The organism is Paenibacillus sp. FSL H8-0283 (assembly GCF_045040675.1).
Taxonomy (GTDB): domain Bacteria; phylum Bacillota; class Bacilli; order Paenibacillales; family Paenibacillaceae; genus Paenibacillus; species Paenibacillus amylolyticus.
This window is the reverse complement of record NZ_CP150295.1, coordinates 5,401,108-5,418,899: the sequence shown is the minus strand read 5'-3', so window position 1 is coordinate 5,418,899 and position 17,792 is coordinate 5,401,108. Positions and strand designations below refer to the sequence as shown.

Sequence of the window (17,792 nt, the reverse complement as noted above, 5' to 3'; positions counted from 1 at the left end):
GCGATTCATTGTGGATATCGGCTTTTTTTGTTATAAACGTTGAGAAATACTCTAACAGGATGATGGTGAGCTGTAAGAGTGACATCAGTAAAAGGGAAGGCAACACAAAAAGCTCTTGTTGATTGGAACATCAGCAAGAGCTTTCGTGATAACAATGATTTGATTAACTGCAAGCGCAGTTAAGTACAGGTTTGCGGGCAGCGGTGGTCTCATCGAGTCGAGTAACCGGTGTGCCGTAAGGTGCGTTCAGGACCAATTCAGGTGTCTCTTCCGCTTCTTTGGCAATCCGTATCATCGTATCAATGAACCCATCCAGCGTTTCTTTGCTTTCGGTTTCTGTCGGTTCGATCATGATGCATTCCTCCACGTTGAGCGGGAAGTACACCGTAGGCGGGTGATATCCAAAATCAAGCAATCGTTTGGCAACGTCAAGTGTGCGCACACCATATTGCTTCAAACCCCGACCAGACATGACGAATTCATGTTTGCATACACCCGGATATGGAATCTCGTAGTAAGGTGCGAGACGGGTCATCATATAGTTAGCATTGAGTACCGCACATTCAGATACACGGCGCAATCCTTCCGGTCCATAGGTACGAATGTAGGCATAGGCACGTACCAATATACCGAAGTTACCGTAGTGGGCTTTCACTCGGCCAATGGATTGATCGCCTTCACGATCGAATGCATACATACCGTCATCATTTTTGATAACCATGGGCTTAGGCAGGAACGGAACCAGACGGTTCTTCACGCCAACTGGTCCGGCGCCAGGTCCACCACCGCCATGAGGCGTACTCATCGTTTTGTGCAAGTTCAGATGCACCACATCAAAGCCCATATCACCCGGACGGGTAATACCCATAATGGCATTCGAGTTGGCTCCATCGTAGTACAACAAGCCACCAGCCTGATGTACGATGGATGCAATCTCCTGAATGTCTTTCTCGAACAAACCAATTGTATTCGGGTTGGTCAGCATCAAGGCTGCTGTATCCGAACCAACGGCTGCACGGAGTGCATCCAGATCGACCAGTCCGTCTGCGCGGGATGGAATCGTCACAGTTTCAAATCCTGCAACGGTTGCACTTGCCGGGTTGGTACCATGCGAAGAATCGGGCACGATGACTTTGGTACGTTGTTCGCCACGACCTTCGTGGTAGGCACGAATCATCATAAGTCCAGTCCATTCTCCATGGGCACCAGCTGCTGGTTGCAAGGTCACAGCGTCCATACCTGTCAGACCTGCAAGGTCGGTTTGCAACGTATACAACAGTTCAAGTGCACCTTGAATGCTGGATTCATGCTGGTACGGATGGATTTTGGCGAATCCATTATAACGGGCAACATCCTCATTAATCTTTGGATTGTATTTCATCGTACAAGAGCCCAGTGGATAGAATCCGTTATCTACGCCGAAGTTGCGGCGGGACAGAGCGGTATAGTGTCGAATAACATCTACCTCAAACACTTCCGGCAGCGCTGCTGCTTCCGAACGGAGCATTTCCCGGGGAATCAACGTATCGGCAGACTGGCGAGGAACGTCACATTCTGGCAAGGAATAAGCGACACGCCCAGGGCTGCTGAGTTCAAAAATCAATGATTGTTCCGGAGCAGGAGATAAGGTCTGTGCGTTGAATTTTTCTAACACAGATTGAGCCGAAGTGGAGACAGCTGTACTCGCATCCGATTGTCCGTCTACCGATGTTGTCGTTGTCGTCGTCGTTTCCTGAGTCACAGCGATCCCTCCAATGCTCGTGCGAATTCGTCAATCTCTTCCTTAGTGCGCCGTTCGGTAACAGCAATCAGCATATGTCCGGCAAGCTCCGGATAATCACGTCCGAGTTCGTAACCACCAATAAAGCCGGCATCCAGCAGTTTCAGTTGAAGTGCATCCACATCGGTTCCTTCAGGAAGCTTAATCACAAATTCATTAAATGTTGGTGCATTAAAAGTAAGGCTAACTCCAGGAATCGCAGTTAATGTATTGAGGGTGTAATGACTCTTTTGCAAATTCAGATCCGCGACATCGATCATACCCTGTTTACCCATGATGGACATGTACACAGATGCGCTGAGTGCAAGCAAAGCTTGGTTGGAACAGATGTTGGATGTCGCCTTTTCGCGGCGGATATGCTGTTCACGTGCTTGCAGTGTGAGTACAAAACCACGTTTGCCGTCGCGATCCGTGGTCTGGCCTACAATTCGGCCAGGAATTCGGCGCATATGAGGCTGGGATACGGCGAAATATCCGCATGTTGGGCCGCCGAGTGAAGCGGCGATACCGAGGGGCTGCGCATCGCCAACAACGATGTCGGCACCCAGCTTGCCTGGGGCTTCCAGCAGACCCAGCGATAGCGGGTTGGCACTTACAACGAGCAGGCCCTTGTGCGCATGCACGAGGTCGGCAGCCTGCTTCACATTTTCCACGGCACCAAAGAAGTTCGGACTCTGGATCATGACAGCAGCGGTATCGTCTGATATGGCGGTTTGCAGGGCATCCCAGTCAGTGAGGCCATCCTTATAGCCAATCTCGACAATCTCCAGACGGAGTCCGTGCGCATATGCCTGCAATACCTGACGGGCTTCCGGATGAACGGTACGGGATACGATGAGCTGTTTGCGACGAGTTGCCGCTGCGGCCAGATTACCGGCTTCCGCAAAAGCTGTTGCACCGTCATACATACTGGCATTGGCTACAGCCATACCGGTTAATTCACAGATGTAGGATTGAAATTCGAAAATGGCCTGTAGTTCACCTTGGCTGATCTCAGGCTGATAAGGTGTGTAGGCAGTGTAAAACTCGGAACGGGAAATGACATGATTGATGACGGAAGGAACATGATGATCATATATGCCAGCGCCGAGGAAGCTGGCGTGTGTTTCGAAATTGGCGTTGGCGCCAGCTTGTTTGGACATGTGACGTGTCAGCGCATATTCATCAAGTTTGGAGGATACGGGCAGCTCGCCCTGATAACGAATCTCTTTTGGAATGTCCTGAAACAGATCCTCCAGCGTATCCACACCGATGGTTGCGAGCATGGCGCTCTGATCTTGTTCAGTCATGGGAATGTAACGGTGCTTGCTCATGCTTGATCAGCTCCTTGAGTAGGTGTCTTCGACGTACGTGTCCGTTTATGAAAAGGGGTCTTCACGACCTCGGCTTTTAGTTTCTTGCCGCGGATCTCAATCTCAAGCGGGGTTCTCAGCGCAGCGTATTTGCTGTCGATGAGGGCAAGCCCCAGATTACGCTTCAATGTAGGTGATTGCGTGCCTGTTGTCACTTCACCAATCTGTACGCCTTCGGCGTAAATCGGATAGTGGGGGCGGGGAATACCGCGCTCCAACACTTCGATGCCGACCAGTTTGCGGGCGGGCCCGTCAGTTTTTTGCTGTAACAAGGCTTCGTGTCCGATAAAAGGTCCGGCATTCAGCTTCACAAACATGCCAACACCAGCCTCAAGCGGAGAGATAGTTGCCGACAATTCCTGTCCATACAGAGGGAGCTTTGCTTCAAAGCGCAGTGTATCCCGAGCACCGAGGCCTGTCGGTACAAGTCCGTGACCTTCACCGGCTTGCATTAACCCATTCCAGACCACAGCGGCTTGATCTGCAGGAACATATAGCTCAAAGCCATCTTCACCGGTATAACCGGTACGGGACAACAGTAATTTTACTCCACATACTTCAGCATCCTGCACAAAACGAAACGGTTCAATCGAGCTTACATCCGTATCTGTAACTTTCCCGATAATGTCTACAGCCAGTGGACCTTGCAAGGCGAGTAGCGCCGTCTGCTCCGAATCATTGGTCATGCTTACGCCGGGGATCAAGTGCTCTTGCAGCCACGCCCAATCCTTGTCGATGTTGGAGGCGTTAACCACAAGCATATAATGCTGATCTTCCAGCTTATACACGAGCAGATCATCCACCACACCGCCATCTGGATAACACATCAGGGTGTACTGGGCTTGACCGGGAACCAGCGTGGTCACATCATTAGTCATCATTTGTTGCAAAAAAACTTCAGCCTGCTCACCCTGTACAGTGAATTCGCCCATATGGGATACATCAAACAGTCCAGCACGCTCGCGTACCGCTTCATGTTCTTTCTGGATTCCGCTAAATTGTACGGGAAGCTCCCAGCCTCCAAAATCAATGCACCGTACGCCTTCATATTGCTGATATAGTGGGAAGAGTGGTGTTCTAAGCAAATCAGACATCAAATCACCTCGTCATGGGCCGTCAGCCGGCCGGATATACAATCGTGGATCAATGAACCAGGGTATTTTTAAATTTTCAGCTAGATATTTTCATCACATAAGTATGGTAAGGCAGCTATGGCAGCGCCATTCTACATCCTGTTTTTCGTTTTTTGGGAAAAAGGAAAAGGACAGGCCAAAGAATCGGCATGCCAAGTAGCACGCTGTATTCTAAGGCTCTGTCCCTTGTACCTGAGAGTTACCCCGCTGCGTTGTGCAGCAGGTTTCCCCTTGGGTGATCATAACGCCCGCACAGGGCGAATAGATGCTCTCCAGAGTTGCGTCCCGTAAAAGTCCTTTTGCCTGAGAGATTCACCTCCGCTTATCGGTGGTTTACTCCTTCGGCGTTACCTCATGTACATCCCGAATCGGGTGTCACGGGTAATCTCTCCCTTTACATTCATCCGCGGGTATAACATAGTCCAATAAACATATTTACTCCTTTCATTAAAACGTGAATCCACTACCGATGTCAAGAACGATATCATAGATAATGATTTAAAACCGAATATTTATTTTATTTTTTAAGTTATTGTTCGTATATTTAAAAAGACTACGCTTACTATTCTAATATTCACCAGTATATGAAGAAAGAGTGTAATCCGGTTACAGGATTTAGAGGTGTTCAGCAAATAAATTGTGAGGTATCTTGACATTTGATTCAAAAATATCATACGCTATGTTCTGGGAAAAAGGTTAAGGTCAAAGAACGCATGTACTCATTAATGAAAAGCGAGGCGGATATCGATGAGCGAATTGAAAAGTGATTTCCTGTACAGTGAAGAGCACGAATGGGTGCAAACCGTAGGGGAGGATACTGTACGTATTGGCATTACCGAGTTCGCGCAGCATCAGCTGGGTGACATTGTGTTTGTGGAATTGCCTGACCTTGAAACCAATGTAAAAGCAGAGGACAGCATTGGAACGATCGAATCGGTCAAAACGGTGTCGGACTTGTTCTCTCCCGTCACTGGTTCAATCATTGCGGTGAATGATTCGTTGCAGGACTCCCCTGAACTTGTGAACAGCTCTCCTTACGAGGAAGGCTGGATGATTGAGATCCGTGTTGAGGGAGATCTGACAGCAGCATTGTCTACATTGATGAATGCAGACGCGTATCGGAAACATACGGAAGCCCACTAAAACGAAAAACCTTAAGAAAGCCTTCTTCTAAATGCTTTCTTAAGGTTTTTCTCGTCGATATTTTCTGATTGTTGAATTTTGAACCTGGAGATTTATAGCTCTTGGATAAAAAGGAGGTTTTATGTACGGATGATATCGTTATCAAAATTTCTTGGAGCATGCAGAACTAAGGTTACGTTATGGTTTCAAATGTCTTAGTTACCCTTATCCAAACTTGTGTCCAACTAGTTTGGTAATACTTATTCCTTCTAAGAATATTGAACCTCGTTACAAGACAGCGAACAAGATAATAGTAAAAAAGGTATACAAATTGATGTACTTTAGACTTTAAAGTTTTCGTATTAAAGAAATCTAATTATATACATATAGGTTATTCATCCTAAATTATTGAAAATAAGTTGAAATTAATTAAATGTTGAAATATAATGGTTTTTGTTGGAGAATATTAAGTTGAGTTAATTTTTTATATTATATTATATTATATTTGGAGGTACATATTAAATGAAAAACATGTTAAAGAAAGTCGTAATAGCTTCAATGCTAGCAACAGCCGCCTATCCATTATTTCCTGTTAACACAAATCTAGCTTCAGCTAATAGTGATTATATTGGTGATGTTTCCCAACCAAAGTATAAAACCATTGCAACCTATTACATGGATGCAAATACGGTAAAAGATTTGGCAGCGAATATGAAGAGGTTTTCAAGTAATTCTGCAATCTTAGTTGAAACAATCGCTCCAATGATAGCTTCAAGGGTATCTCCTGTATTGGGGGGGTATGTTAGTGCAATTTCTCTAGCTACAGCACTGAGTGTCAACTCTCTACTTTCAGACGAAGTGATTTTTGCAGCGAGTCGTAATTTGAGAGTGAAAGTTGAGATACAGGATCTTCCTTATCATACTTCATACTCTGTGAGAACTATTTTTACTGCAGTCTATCATTAAATTTAATGATTTTATTAGACACAAAGGAATGAGTATAGTTATAGCCCTGTCATCAAGTAGACAATAAAAAAGAAAAAATTAATTAAACGGCGGCTTTTTTCTGGAATTTAACCAGGGAGAGGTCGCCTATTTTATCTTGGACACCTTCCTTGTTGCAAAACGAAATATATTCCGTAATCTGGCTCGTTGTTTTCTCTAGATTCAGAGGCTTATCTATATACAGTTTTTCCTTCCTTTAAGTGTGAGAAAAAGAACGAAACAAGGATTGTCAAAGCAGTTCTCACGTTGGGAATGGCTCCGCGTCAACGTCTTCTCTTTAAGCGACTTGGTTTAGTCTTGTGTTGTATAATAAATCCACTAGTTCGTATGGAGCAAGGGTGTTCCACATTGCAGTTTCTTCAACGTGTCAGTCATAGGTTTTAGTTCATTTCCCTCGGAGAGTTCCCATGCCACAATTTCGTTGTTTATACAGATCTATCTCAAACGAAAGATAACATAGCAAACTCATGACTAATTCGGACCTATGTGATATCCGTCACGTGCTTTGCCCAGGAGAGCGCGACCTTCCCGATTTAAGACATCACGGAACGAGTCAAGGAATGAATCTGAAATTATCTGAATAAGCGGCGCGCCTTCTTGTAATAGGCCACGAAGTCTCTTTTCCTAAAGCGGTTCGGATATGTTTGTAGCCGAATTAAGGATAAGCCGGTAAATGCTTAACATGTGTGCTTTCAGGTCTGCATCCCGGTCTGCTCGTTTCTCTCTGAGGGCCAAGTTTCTTCCAATTGTAATAACCTGCACGTGAAATTTCAACAATCCTACATAGCCAAACCACCAAAGAACCCACGTGCTTATTTCTTGATTAAACTGACACCGGGCTTTAAAATTCAGCTTCCCTCCCCGTGCAAGTCTGAGCTTTTTTTAGATATTATACCTGCGTTTTAAATAGACGTTTTCTTCTACGCTACTAAAATTCTTCTTCGTCCGACTTTCACGCTAATCCTTAAAACTTTCTCCGATTTGGCTTTTACGAAACGATGTGATGATCCAACTCTCATTTAATCCCAATCTTATTCTTCCTCGCCCAGACGATCCGCTTCTTTTATCGTCGTTCTTCGCTGGCTTTAAAAAATACCCTCTGGTTTCCAGTGTTGAGTTGATTGTAACATGACTTGTTTTTTCACTGTCTACCATGAGGGTATAATACCATATGTGCAATCAGGTTCATTCTTTTAGTTCTAACCTAGTAAACGGTATTAAGTGATATTGAGACAGCGTTGACATATGCACGATTTTCGGCGCTGCTCTGCCGGAATACGGTCAAATACACCTTCGGGGAAAGTAGCCCGGTTACACCAGCATTCCGAATGGGGATGTCCTGCGGCATAGGAACATCGATTAGCTTCCCCGCATAATGGGCAGACAAGAACATCGATATTGCTGCGCTCTTGATTGTCTTGTTCCGCAGACATTGGGTTCTTCCCTCCCTGTGAATAGCTACGAGCTGAAGTTGAACATACTGGTCTCAGTATAACAGAAATGTGTTGGTGATTATGAATTTTACTGTGTATATATGACTTCCATTTCACCACATCTGTTTCTCCCATCGGCTATTCTTCAGGCGGTAATTCGATTTGGAGGCCTTCCACATGTTTGCGTCCCATCAACTTACGTTTCTTTCGATTTTCCTTTGTTTCCAGCACAATGTCCAAGTCATAATCGTCACCTGGATAAAGCTCATTGGCAGATATATGCAGAGTCAGGCGTTTCTTATGGATTTTGACTTTGCGTCCTCGCAGCATGACCCCGATATTTCCACGGCTATCCTCGACATCACAGACGATGCCCGACTGATTAAGATAGGCCGCATACACCGGATCTCCTTTGCGAAAAGTTTTGGCAGGGGCAGGAGAATCCGACTCTCTGGTTGTTGTCTTTTTGTTGAGACGGATTGGATCCTTTGACTGTTTCGACTGGTTCTTTCTGGATAACTCTGCTGGGCTGACTGATTCTGTACCAGAACGAGCAGGCGTCAGGGCCTTAGTTTCCGAAGGAGGCGACGTGAACCCTAATGTACGATCTCTCGAAATACTTTGATCGGACAGGGACTTGGAGCGCTCGATAATTCGCTGTGGCATGCCTAGCTTCAAAGCGATGGAATAGGCGTAACTTTCACCAGCTTCTCCGATACGCAATCGATACAGCGGCTGGAGAGATACGGTATCAAATTCCATACGGGCATTTTCGAATCCTGGCGTGGCAGCTGCAAAATGTTTGATTTCACCAAAGTGTGTTGTCGCCACAACGGTTGCTCCGCGGCTGTGAAGTTCCTCCAGCATGGCGATGGACAATCCGACACCTTCACCGGGATCTGTGCCGGAAGCCATCTCATCAATGAGCACCAGAGTCGAAGTATTGGCCTGTTCCAGTATGCCGATCATATTGCGAATGTGTGCAGAGAATGTACTGAGTGCTTGTTCCATACTCTGTCCGTCACCAATATCAACCGCTACCTCGTTATAAACAGCCATCTCGCCACCTTCCTCGACCGGAATAAGCAAACCGGATTGCATCATCAGGGTTAACAAACCAAATGTTTTGAGTGCGACCGTTTTACCACCGGTATTCGGGCCAGTAATAATGAGCGATGAATACGTTCTGCCGATGGCAAAATCAAGTGGAACCATGGAAGAACCCATGAATGGATGACGTGCACGTTGAAGGCTAATGTGGCCCTGAGTATTGACTCGAACGGTACGCCCATCCATGGTGGCCGCATATTTGGCTTTGGCAAACAGGAAGTCCAATACACCTACCGTTTCGGTGTTGAGGGCGATTTCACGGTTATACGATTCGGCCAGAGAGGTTAAATCACCGAGAATTCTCATCTCCTCTCGGGACTCCTCGGCTTGTAGAGCAGCCAATTCCATCTGCAGACTTACTAATTCAACGGGTTCAATATACACGGTTTGCCCGCTCCCCGATTCATCCAGCACACTGCCTTTCACCTGTTTGCGAAACTCTTTCTTAATGGGCAGCACCGTACTTCCTCCCCGTTGGCTGATGACATGTTCCTGCATAATGGAGCGATGTTTACTCACCAGAGAATCAAGTTTTCGTTTCATGCGTTCCGCATTCACCGTTATTTTTTTACGAATACGAATCAGTTCCTTGCTCGCCTGATCCTGAATGCGTCCACTATGGATGCAACGCTCGATCTCACTCAGCAAAGGTTCGATTAGAATCATGGATGCTGCATAACGACTGACGGTGGGAGCGGCCCCGGATTTGCCCTCCATGTATTTCATAAGTTGTGCACAGCTCCGCAGGAACTGAGCGAGATGACTGAAGTCGCGTTCACTGAATAGATAACCGGTGCCAAGCAGATCCATAATGGTTTCCATTCCGTCGAGTGAAGGGAGGGGGATACTGGCCCCGAAGCGAATCAATGCAGCAGCTTCTGCTGTTTCTTCCAGGCGAATCTCGATCAGGTGAGCATCTACCATCGGTTTTAGTTCTCTCGCATAACGTTTGCCCAGATAAGACAGGGCGCAGTCTGCAACATTTTTTTGAATTTGTGGATAGCCCAAACTGTTTAATGTGTTCTCATTCATGCGTAATCTCTCCTTGAATTTGAATTGGGATTTCAGTTGACGCGCTGAAACATATTCCTGGAAAACGCAAAAAGGGCGGAGAATGAACAAACGTCATTCTCCGCCCTAAACGTATGGGAAAGCAAAGTCCACTACAGGTCTATACTAAAAAATCCGCGCTGAACTCAGCGCTTAAATAGACCCGGACAATTACAATCCCGGAGGCGATTTATGATATCCGCTGTTCTTAACTAAGTACAGGGATCTGGCGCATCATGAAATACACGTATGCCATATGGGCACAAGCGCAATGAAAGGCCAAACTCCTGAATATGAAACTTGGTTAGTTAAGAACATTCACCGACATTAAAAATCTCTCCTTTGATTGAGGAATATGCAACCAATATAAACTGGAAATTGGTTTGAAGTCAACCTTTAGAATAAATGAGTGGACTTGAATAAGAATGGGTTTTAAAATAACAATAGTAAATTAATCCAATGAAAGCGATTTATTTTAATAAACATACGTATAAAGGAGGATGCTCTTCTTGCCGAAGTATTTACTGCGTTTGCTCTGTTTTACCCTGATCCTCGGAGCCCTTCCGGTCATTGTTATTGGTTCGGTCTCGTATACGATTGCATCACGTGACATTGAACAGAAAGTGCGTGAGAGCAATCTTCAGATATTACATCAGACCCAAATGAGGGTAGAACAAGTTCTGCGCAGCCTGCAATTATCCTCCATCCAGTATGTTAATTCGCCCTTGGTACTACAAGCGATGAAGAAACCACTAGACAGCAGCGAGTTTCAGGAGATTCGTGATCTGACCTCCGGTTTTAACAACTTGCAAGCGGTTACGAACATTGACCAAGCCTATCTGGTTAATCTGGATGAAGATTGGGTCGTTTCGATGCGTTCTTTTGGCAAATTGGATGATTTCAGCATTCGAGACCGAATTGGCTCCTACCTAAGTTATACCAACAGCCTGTTCTGGGTCACTCAGAATGCTAGTTCAGCCAAAGAAAGTGTACCTGTGTCAGCAGGTATGGGTGAACTAACAACCGAACAGGCACCTGCTCTTATATCATCGGATAATGTGGTCAGTATGGTATTCAAAATCCCGATGATACCAACCAATGTGAAACCAAAGGGATTTCTTGTGATTGATATCGCCGATACGGAACTGAGTACCTACTTGAGCCGGAATACGAATTCTGGAGATATGTACGTTCTGGATCGGGAGCAGAAGTATTTTCTGAACGATATGCAGCAAGGCGGGAAATATGACGCGCTGAATAAGGAAATTCAGGAAATGGTGCAAACGACGGGCCAGCCAGAGGGTTTCTTCAGTGCGGAGGTGGAAGGTAATCAAGTGGCAGTTAGTTATAGGCAATCTCCGCTCAATGGCTGGTTATACGTGTCCGTTGTATCTCTTGGACAGATCACGGCCCAGTCACAGAAAATTGCATTGGTTACCGGTATCGCTACACTGGTCATGTTATGTGTAACGGGATTGTTCGCCATATACGGCAGTCGGCGGATGTACTCACCAATCTCCAGACTGCTGCAATTTACGAAGGGTTTGGATTCCCCAGTTGCCCCGTCAGGACGCCGTCAAGATGAATTTATCTATATTGAGGAGCAATTGTCAACCTTGTTCAGTTCGGAGAAAACGATGCGTGAGCAGATGAAGGGGCAGCATGTGCACCTCCAGGAGTTTTTTATGACCAAACTGCTGACAGGTAAAATCTCGGAAGAAGATTTCAGATATCAGGGAGAATTGTACGATTTCCCGACAGGCTGGGCGAGTCTTGGTGTACTCATGCTCCAGATCGATACCTTGGAAGGGACCCGATATGAGGAACAGGATCGCGATCTGCTGCTGTTTGCTGTCAACAATATGGTAGGTGAGCTCCTTCCTTCGGCAGTTCGGTTCACCCCGGTCATGCTGGATGATGCTCAGGTCACCGTACTTGCCTCCGAACTGACGGATGAGGTGCAGCTGAAGGAATGGATGCATACCCAGGCAGACTGGATTCGTGAACGTGTCGTAACTTATCTTAATCTGCCCGTAAGTATCGGCATCAGTCGTTCCTACGCTTGTATTGGAGATACGCCAAGAGCGGTTCAGGAGAGCCGCGAGGCTCTGCAAGGCCGGGTAAGTCTGGGCAGCCGTATTATTTTGCATTACGAGGATATTCAGCCACGTGGTCAGATGGAAGCCGCGTTGTATACCCAGTTACGTATGATTGAGGATCAGCTTGCGTCTGCGCTCAAACAAGGAGATGAGGAGAAGACGGACGCCTACTTTAAGCAATATTTGGGGCTGCTTGCAGACAAAAAGCTTCATTTCAGTGAATACCCCGTCATTATGGTTCAGTTATTGTCTCGTGTATATCAGCTTGTGCAGGAGCAAGGTGGAGATGTAGCCGAAGTACTGGGTGAAAAAGCATCCATGTCACATTTGCTGAAGTTGTCCACATTGGACGAAATGACCAATTGGTTCCGCAAGCGGCTGTTCCTGCCCGTCATTCGTTTCTGGCGAGAGCAGGAAGAATCCCAATACATGAATATTGCGAGACGTATGATTCGTTTGATCGAGGAACGTTATGATCGTGAATTGTCGCTGGAAGCCTGTGCCGCTGAGCTTAATTTTCACCCTGTTTACCTAAGTCGGGTATTCAAGAAGGAAGCTGGAGTCAATTTTACGGAATATCTCGCAGAGTATCGTATGGAAAAAGCAAAGACATGGCTGCAAACAACAAATCTTAAAATATCGGAGATTGCCGAGAAATTAAACTATACCAACCCAACCGCATTTATCCGTACATTTCGCAAAATCACAGGAACCACCCCCGGCAAGTACCGGGAGCAGCAGCGATAAAACAAACCTGCTCTGCCCGCCATGGCAGGCAGGCTTTTTTATGTTTGGATGAAGGAAGAAGACCACTTTTCTCTATGAAGTTAAGACAGGAATATAGAGGTTGAAAGCAGTTCATTGCGCCTTTGAACTCTGTGATGTAAATGAGCTAAACCCTTGCTACATAAGGAAAAACAAAAGGCTAAAACGAGACGATAGCCAGTCATTCGTTTATCCTCCACAATGAAGACATGAATTCAGGAAGTGATATTTTGTAATCGTTTCCAATGTGGGGAGGAAGACAATATGAAAGCCGAAACGGCGGCTCGAACACGGCCCGCTACCCGCAGTGACAAAAACCTGCTGTGGAGGGACATTATCAAAAACCGGTGGCTGTATATCATGTTAATACCGGGTGTGCTTTACTTTGTTATTTTCAAATACATACCCATGTATGGCATCACGATGGCTTTTCAGGATTACACGCCTTACAAGGGCATCTTGGGAAGTGACTGGGTAGGGTTCAAACATTTCCAGCGTTTCTTCGGAGAACCGCAGTTCTGGACATTATTTCGAAATACGTTTTTACTTGCCATTTATAACATTGTGTTCTTTTTCCCACTGCCGATTGTACTGGCACTCATGATGAATGAAGTTCGCCGTGAACGCTTCAAACGATTTGTACAAACTCTTGTTTATGTTCCACACTTTGTTTCCTGGGTTGTTGTTGTCGGTGTGTTCTACATGCTGTTCACAACTGAGGGTGGTGCGATTAATGAATTGCTCTATAACCTGACGGGCCAAAAAGTGGCGTTCCTGCTTGAACCCGGATGGTTCCGAACGATGATTGTCGGACAATCCATCTGGAAAGAAGTCGGTTGGGGCACAATTATCTTCCTGGCGGCGCTTTCCGGTGTGGATACACAGCTCTATGAAGCTGCACGGATTGATGGTGCCAATCGGTGGCGCCAAACCTGGCACATTACGTTGCCGGCCATTCGCAGTACCATCGTCATTTTGCTCATTCTGCGTCTGGGAAATTTCCTGGATACAGGTTTTGAACAGATCTTCCTGATGCTAACTCCGACAAACCGGGATGTGGGCGAGGTATTTGATACCTACGTGTACACGAAGGGTCTTACCCAGGCACAGTACAGTTATAGTGCTGCTGTCGGGTTGTTCAAATCGGTTGTCGGGCTGGCGCTTGTTCTTGGTGCCAATACGCTGGCCAAAAAATTCGGGGAGGAAGGCGTCTACTAACCCTCGGAGGCAGACGTTCTTCACCAGACAGGAGTGAACATTAAGATGCAACAGGATAAAACGTGGGGCAACCGGATCTTCGATTTTCTCAATCACGGATTGCTGCTATTGATTGGAATTGTTACGGTCATCCCGTTCATGTATATTTTGGCCGTTTCGTTTACCAGTCCGCATGAAGTGGCTAAGGGAGGATTTATTCTTTTTCCAAAAGAGTTCTCTCTGGCTGCGTACCGTTACATTTTCTCTACAGATACCTTGATTCGCAGTCTGGGCGTATCGGTCTATATTACCGTGATCGGTACCTTCATTAACCTGCTGTTTACGTCACTTATGGCATATCCGCTCTCCAGAAGATATCTGCGTGGACGCCAGCCCATTTTGCTCGGTGTATTGTTCACAATGCTCTTCAGTGGCGGGATGATTCCAACATACTTTGTCGTCAAATCTTTGCATCTTACGGATACGTTATGGTCGTTGATGCTGCCTACCGCTATTAGTGCATTTAACTTGATCGTACTCAAAAACTTCTTCCAGGCCATTCCCGACGAACTGGAGGATGCAGCCAAAATTGATGGATGTAACGATGTCAGCGTATTGTTCCGGATTGTACTGCCGTTGTCCATGCCAGCCATGGCGACATTTTCACTCTTTTACGCGGTGGCCCACTGGAACAGTTTCTTCAGCGCTGTTATCTATATCAACGATAGTGAGAAGTGGCCTGTCCAAGTCTGGCTACGTGAGATTGTCATTCTGGCACAGAGCCGAATCGGAGACACAAGTATCGAAGAGACCGAGATCCAGCCGCTTACCATTCGCATGGCCGTTATCGTGTTCTCCACGATCCCGATTATGCTGGTATACCCATTCCTGCAAAAGCACTTTGCAAAAGGAGTGATGCTGGGTTCGGTGAAAGGTTGAGTCGGCACATGGTTCGAAGTCAGTTCAGTATGACTGCATAAAAAAAGGGAGGTTTTCATGTTATGAAAGCAACAAAAAAGAAAGCCGTAGCTGTCTTAAGCACACTGGCACTGGTGACAGGTTTGCTGGCAGGATGCGGATCAGACGAGGGTCAGGCTGCCGAGGGCGGCGTGCAAAATGTGTCCATAGCCATTGCACAGGTGGGTGATGTGCCAAGCAAAGGTAATGAAGTTCAGCAAAAGATTGAAGCGTATACCAATACGAAACTGGATATCCAGTGGATTCCGGCTTCGGCCTACAATGACAAAATCAACGTGATGATCGCTTCAAGCGATATGCCAAAAATTGTGAAAGTGCAATATAACCCAACGGTGACCAGCGCGATGCGTAATGACGTGTTCTGGGAAGTGGGGCCTTTGCTGAAAGACTACAAAAATCTGTCGGCACAGAACGAGCGTTTTTTTGACAACATCAAGGTAGAGGGCAAAATCTACGGGGTTCCTGTATTCTCCGATATTGCGCGGGCTACAGTGATCTATCGCAAGGACTGGTTCGAGAAGCTGAATCTCAAGGTGCCAGCTACACCGGATGAATGGTATGAAACGATCAAAACCCTGGCAACCTCCGATCCGGATGGAGATGGTCAGGATAATACGTTTGGACTGATGCTTTTCAAAAAATATAATGAGGATCAATATTCCTTCACGACGCGCCTTGGCGTAAGTTTTGGTGCACCTAACAAGTGGAAAGTCGAGGATGATGGCAGCTTCACGCCGGAATTCATGACACCGGAATATATGCAGGTACTGGATCTGCTGAAACGTTTGTATGACGAGAAACTGCTGAACCAGGACTTTGCCGTATTCGACTCTACGGAAGCGGAGAAAAAGTATGATTCCGGTGTTGTGGGTATCCGTGTTGGTGTTGCTCAGAACGGAAAAAGTCAGCAAGAGCGTTTGTCCAAAAACAATCCGGATGGTGTGGTAGACATCGCTGGTTTGCTTGGAGCGAACGGAGATCGTGTTGCAGGACAGACAGGTAACTCCGGCATTCTAGCATTCCCTAAATCAACGGTGAAATCGGAAGAAGAACTCAAAAACCTGCTCTCCTTCCTAGATAAACTGATGGACCCTGAGATGGCGACCCTGTTGATGCGTGGTATGGAAGACAAACATTACACCAAAGTGGGCGAAGATCAGGTGGAGATGAGTGACTTCGATGCATTCCAGCGTGAAGTGAAACCTTACCGTGACAACCTTCCTTATGTGGAAGGATATAACGTACCAAAATTGAAGGACACTGAACTGGGTGAAAAAGGTACGGCACTTGCCAAGGAACTTGCGGAGCACGCTGTGCCAAACCCTGCGCTGACGTTATATTCTCCAACGTATGGTGACCGTGGGGCGGATCTGGATCAGGTGATTGCCGATGCGCAAACCAAATACATTATGGGCAAGATCGATCAAAGTGGCTGGGAAAAGGAAATTGAGAATTGGGGCAATGCTGGTGGAAACAAGATTCGTGAGGAATATGCCGAAGATTACAAAAAACAGGCTCAATAAAGAGCCGGAAGCGGAGGCTTGATCATGAAGGAAACACTGCAACTCACATCGGTGCGCATGGCACAGCAATTCATGGAAAGTTATCGCAACCATGAGCTGTATTCCACTTGGCATTATGAGAACGGCTGCTTACTGAAAGCGCTGGAGGAGCTGTATACGCACACGGGGGAGCAAAAGTATTTTGACTACATCCGTGAGTTGATGGATCATTTCGTTCAGGAAGATGGCTCCATTCGCTCCTATACGATCGAGGAATATAATCTGGATCAGATCAATCAGGGGAAAGCATTGTTCCTGTTGCACGAGAAAACGGGAGAAGAGAAGTATCGCAAAGCTGCGGAGTTGCTTATGACTCAGCTTAAGGGACAGCCACATACGAGTGAAGGCGGGTTCTGGCACAAAAAGATTTACCCATTCCAGATGTGGCTGGATGGATTGTACATGGCTACTCCGTATCTGACCCAGTATGGCGCAGTGACGGGTGAAGAGAAGTGGTTTGACAAGGCGGCTCTGCAGCTCTTGCTGGTGGAGCAACGTACACGTGATCCGCGTAGCGGTCTCTTGTACCATGCCTGGGATGAGAGCAAAGAGCAACGCTGGAGTTCGGGTGAGACGGGATGTTCACCACATGTCTGGAGTCGGGCGATGGGCTGGTATGTGATGGCGGTTGTGGATACCTTGGATTATCTGCCGGTAGATCATCCGCAGCGCGGGCAGATTGTGGGTATCTTCGAACGGGTAGCAAACGCACTAGTGCATGTGCAGGATCAGCAGACCGGACTATGGCCACATTTGTTGGATCAACCGGGACGTGAGCGGAACTATCTGGAGGCTTCCGGGACCTCAATGTTTGTCTATGCATTGGCCAAAGGTGTGCGTAAAGGATATCTAAGTGGCAAGTTCAAAGCGGTTGCGGAAAAAGGGTATCAGGGTCTGGTGCAGTATCTGCTGCAAACGGACCGTGAAGGCGTACTGTCTTTGACGCAGTGTAACGGCGGAGCAGGTCTCGGAGGAAGCCCGTATCGTGACGGGTCCTATGAGTATTATGTGACTGAGTCCATTCGGATTAATGATCCGAAGTCGGTCGCTCCGTTCATTTTGGCGGGAGTGGAGATTGAACTTTACAAGTCCAACTAACATGTACATGAGAACGGAGAGGGCAGAAATAATCTGAGGAAGCGAAGCGTTCGCCTTTATCCCCGGATTTTCCCCTTTTTAAAAGGGAATCAAAAAATCTGGGGATAA

General features: G+C 46.6%; 12 protein-coding genes and 1 riboswitch. Of the genes, 7 read left to right on the top strand and 5 right to left on the bottom strand.

Annotation, left to right across the window (positions count from 1 at the left end; translation table 11 throughout):
* Nucleotides 1-163: 163 nt before the first annotated feature.
* From gcvPB to gcvT, 3 genes are all read right to left on the bottom strand, one after another.
* Complete coding sequence (gcvPB, locus tag MHI52_RS23890; protein ID WP_340984905.1) at nucleotides 164-1,654, bottom strand: aminomethyl-transferring glycine dehydrogenase subunit GcvPB; 1,491 nt, start codon at nucleotides 1,652-1,654, stop codon at nucleotides 164-166.
* A gap of 83 nt (nucleotides 1,655-1,737) precedes the next feature.
* Nucleotides 1,738-3,093, bottom strand: coding sequence for an aminomethyl-transferring glycine dehydrogenase subunit GcvPA (gene gcvPA, locus MHI52_RS23885; protein WP_340984393.1), 1,356 nt, complete (start codon nucleotides 3,091-3,093; stop codon nucleotides 1,738-1,740).
* A complete protein-coding gene (gene gcvT, locus MHI52_RS23880; protein WP_340984394.1) occupies nucleotides 3,090-4,226 on the bottom strand; it encodes a glycine cleavage system aminomethyltransferase GcvT in 1,137 nt (378 codons plus the stop codon). The genes gcvPA and gcvT overlap by 4 nt, the downstream gene beginning before the upstream one ends.
* Nucleotides 4,227-4,546: 320 nt before the next feature.
* Nucleotides 4,547-4,669, bottom strand: a riboswitch (glycine riboswitch).
* Nucleotides 4,670-5,012: 343 nt separating this feature from the next.
* On the opposite strand from gcvT, the gene gcvH reads away from it, so the two are divergent.
* Both gcvH and MHI52_RS23870 read left to right on the top strand, forming a co-directional pair.
* A complete protein-coding gene (gcvH, locus tag MHI52_RS23875; RefSeq protein ID WP_076252926.1) occupies nucleotides 5,013-5,408 on the top strand; it encodes a glycine cleavage system protein GcvH in 396 nt (131 codons plus the stop codon).
* A 501-nt stretch (nucleotides 5,409-5,909) separates the two neighbouring features.
* The gene (locus MHI52_RS23870; RefSeq protein WP_076252925.1) at nucleotides 5,910-6,353 is read left to right on the top strand and encodes a hypothetical protein; all 444 of its coding nucleotides are present in this window, start codon (nucleotides 5,910-5,912) and stop codon (nucleotides 6,351-6,353) included.
* 1,256 nt (nucleotides 6,354-7,609) lie between these two features.
* On the opposite strand, the gene MHI52_RS23865 is transcribed toward MHI52_RS23870, so the two are convergent.
* Together MHI52_RS23865 and MHI52_RS23860 are read right to left on the bottom strand one after the other, a co-directional pair.
* Entirely contained in the window at nucleotides 7,610-7,825 is a 216-nt protein-coding gene (locus MHI52_RS23865; protein WP_405157772.1) for a cysteine-rich CWC family protein, read from the bottom strand.
* Nucleotides 7,826-7,963: 138 nt separating this feature from the next.
* Nucleotides 7,964-9,967 carry an endonuclease MutS2 gene (locus MHI52_RS23860; RefSeq protein ID WP_405157771.1) on the bottom strand — a complete coding sequence of 668 codons (2,004 nt, stop codon included), beginning with the start codon at nucleotides 9,965-9,967 and terminating at the stop codon, nucleotides 7,964-7,966.
* Nucleotides 9,968-10,494: 527 nt separating this feature from the next.
* Here MHI52_RS23860 and MHI52_RS23855 point away from each other — a divergent pair.
* The 5 genes from MHI52_RS23855 to MHI52_RS23835 all read left to right on the top strand — a co-directional run bounded on the left by MHI52_RS23855 (nucleotide 10,495) and on the right by MHI52_RS23835 (nucleotide 17,684).
* Nucleotides 10,495-12,831 carry an AraC family transcriptional regulator gene (locus MHI52_RS23855; protein WP_165790022.1) on the top strand — a complete coding sequence of 779 codons (2,337 nt, stop codon included), beginning with the start codon at nucleotides 10,495-10,497 and terminating at the stop codon, nucleotides 12,829-12,831.
* Between the two features lie 282 nt (nucleotides 12,832-13,113).
* A complete protein-coding gene (locus tag MHI52_RS23850; RefSeq protein ID WP_017686861.1) occupies nucleotides 13,114-14,067 on the top strand; it encodes a sugar ABC transporter permease in 954 nt (317 codons plus the stop codon).
* Between the two features lie 45 nt (nucleotides 14,068-14,112).
* Entirely contained in the window at nucleotides 14,113-14,985 is an 873-nt protein-coding gene (locus tag MHI52_RS23845) for a carbohydrate ABC transporter permease (protein ID WP_017686862.1), read from the top strand.
* Between the two features lie 62 nt (nucleotides 14,986-15,047).
* A complete protein-coding gene (locus MHI52_RS23840; protein ID WP_036674498.1) occupies nucleotides 15,048-16,547 on the top strand; it encodes an extracellular solute-binding protein in 1,500 nt (499 codons plus the stop codon).
* A 24-nt stretch (nucleotides 16,548-16,571) separates the two neighbouring features.
* Nucleotides 16,572-17,684 (top strand): glycoside hydrolase family 105 protein, encoded by a 1,113-nt coding sequence (locus tag MHI52_RS23835; protein WP_405157770.1) that lies wholly within the window; start codon nucleotides 16,572-16,574, stop codon nucleotides 17,682-17,684.
* Nucleotides 17,685-17,792: the final 108 nt, after the last annotated feature.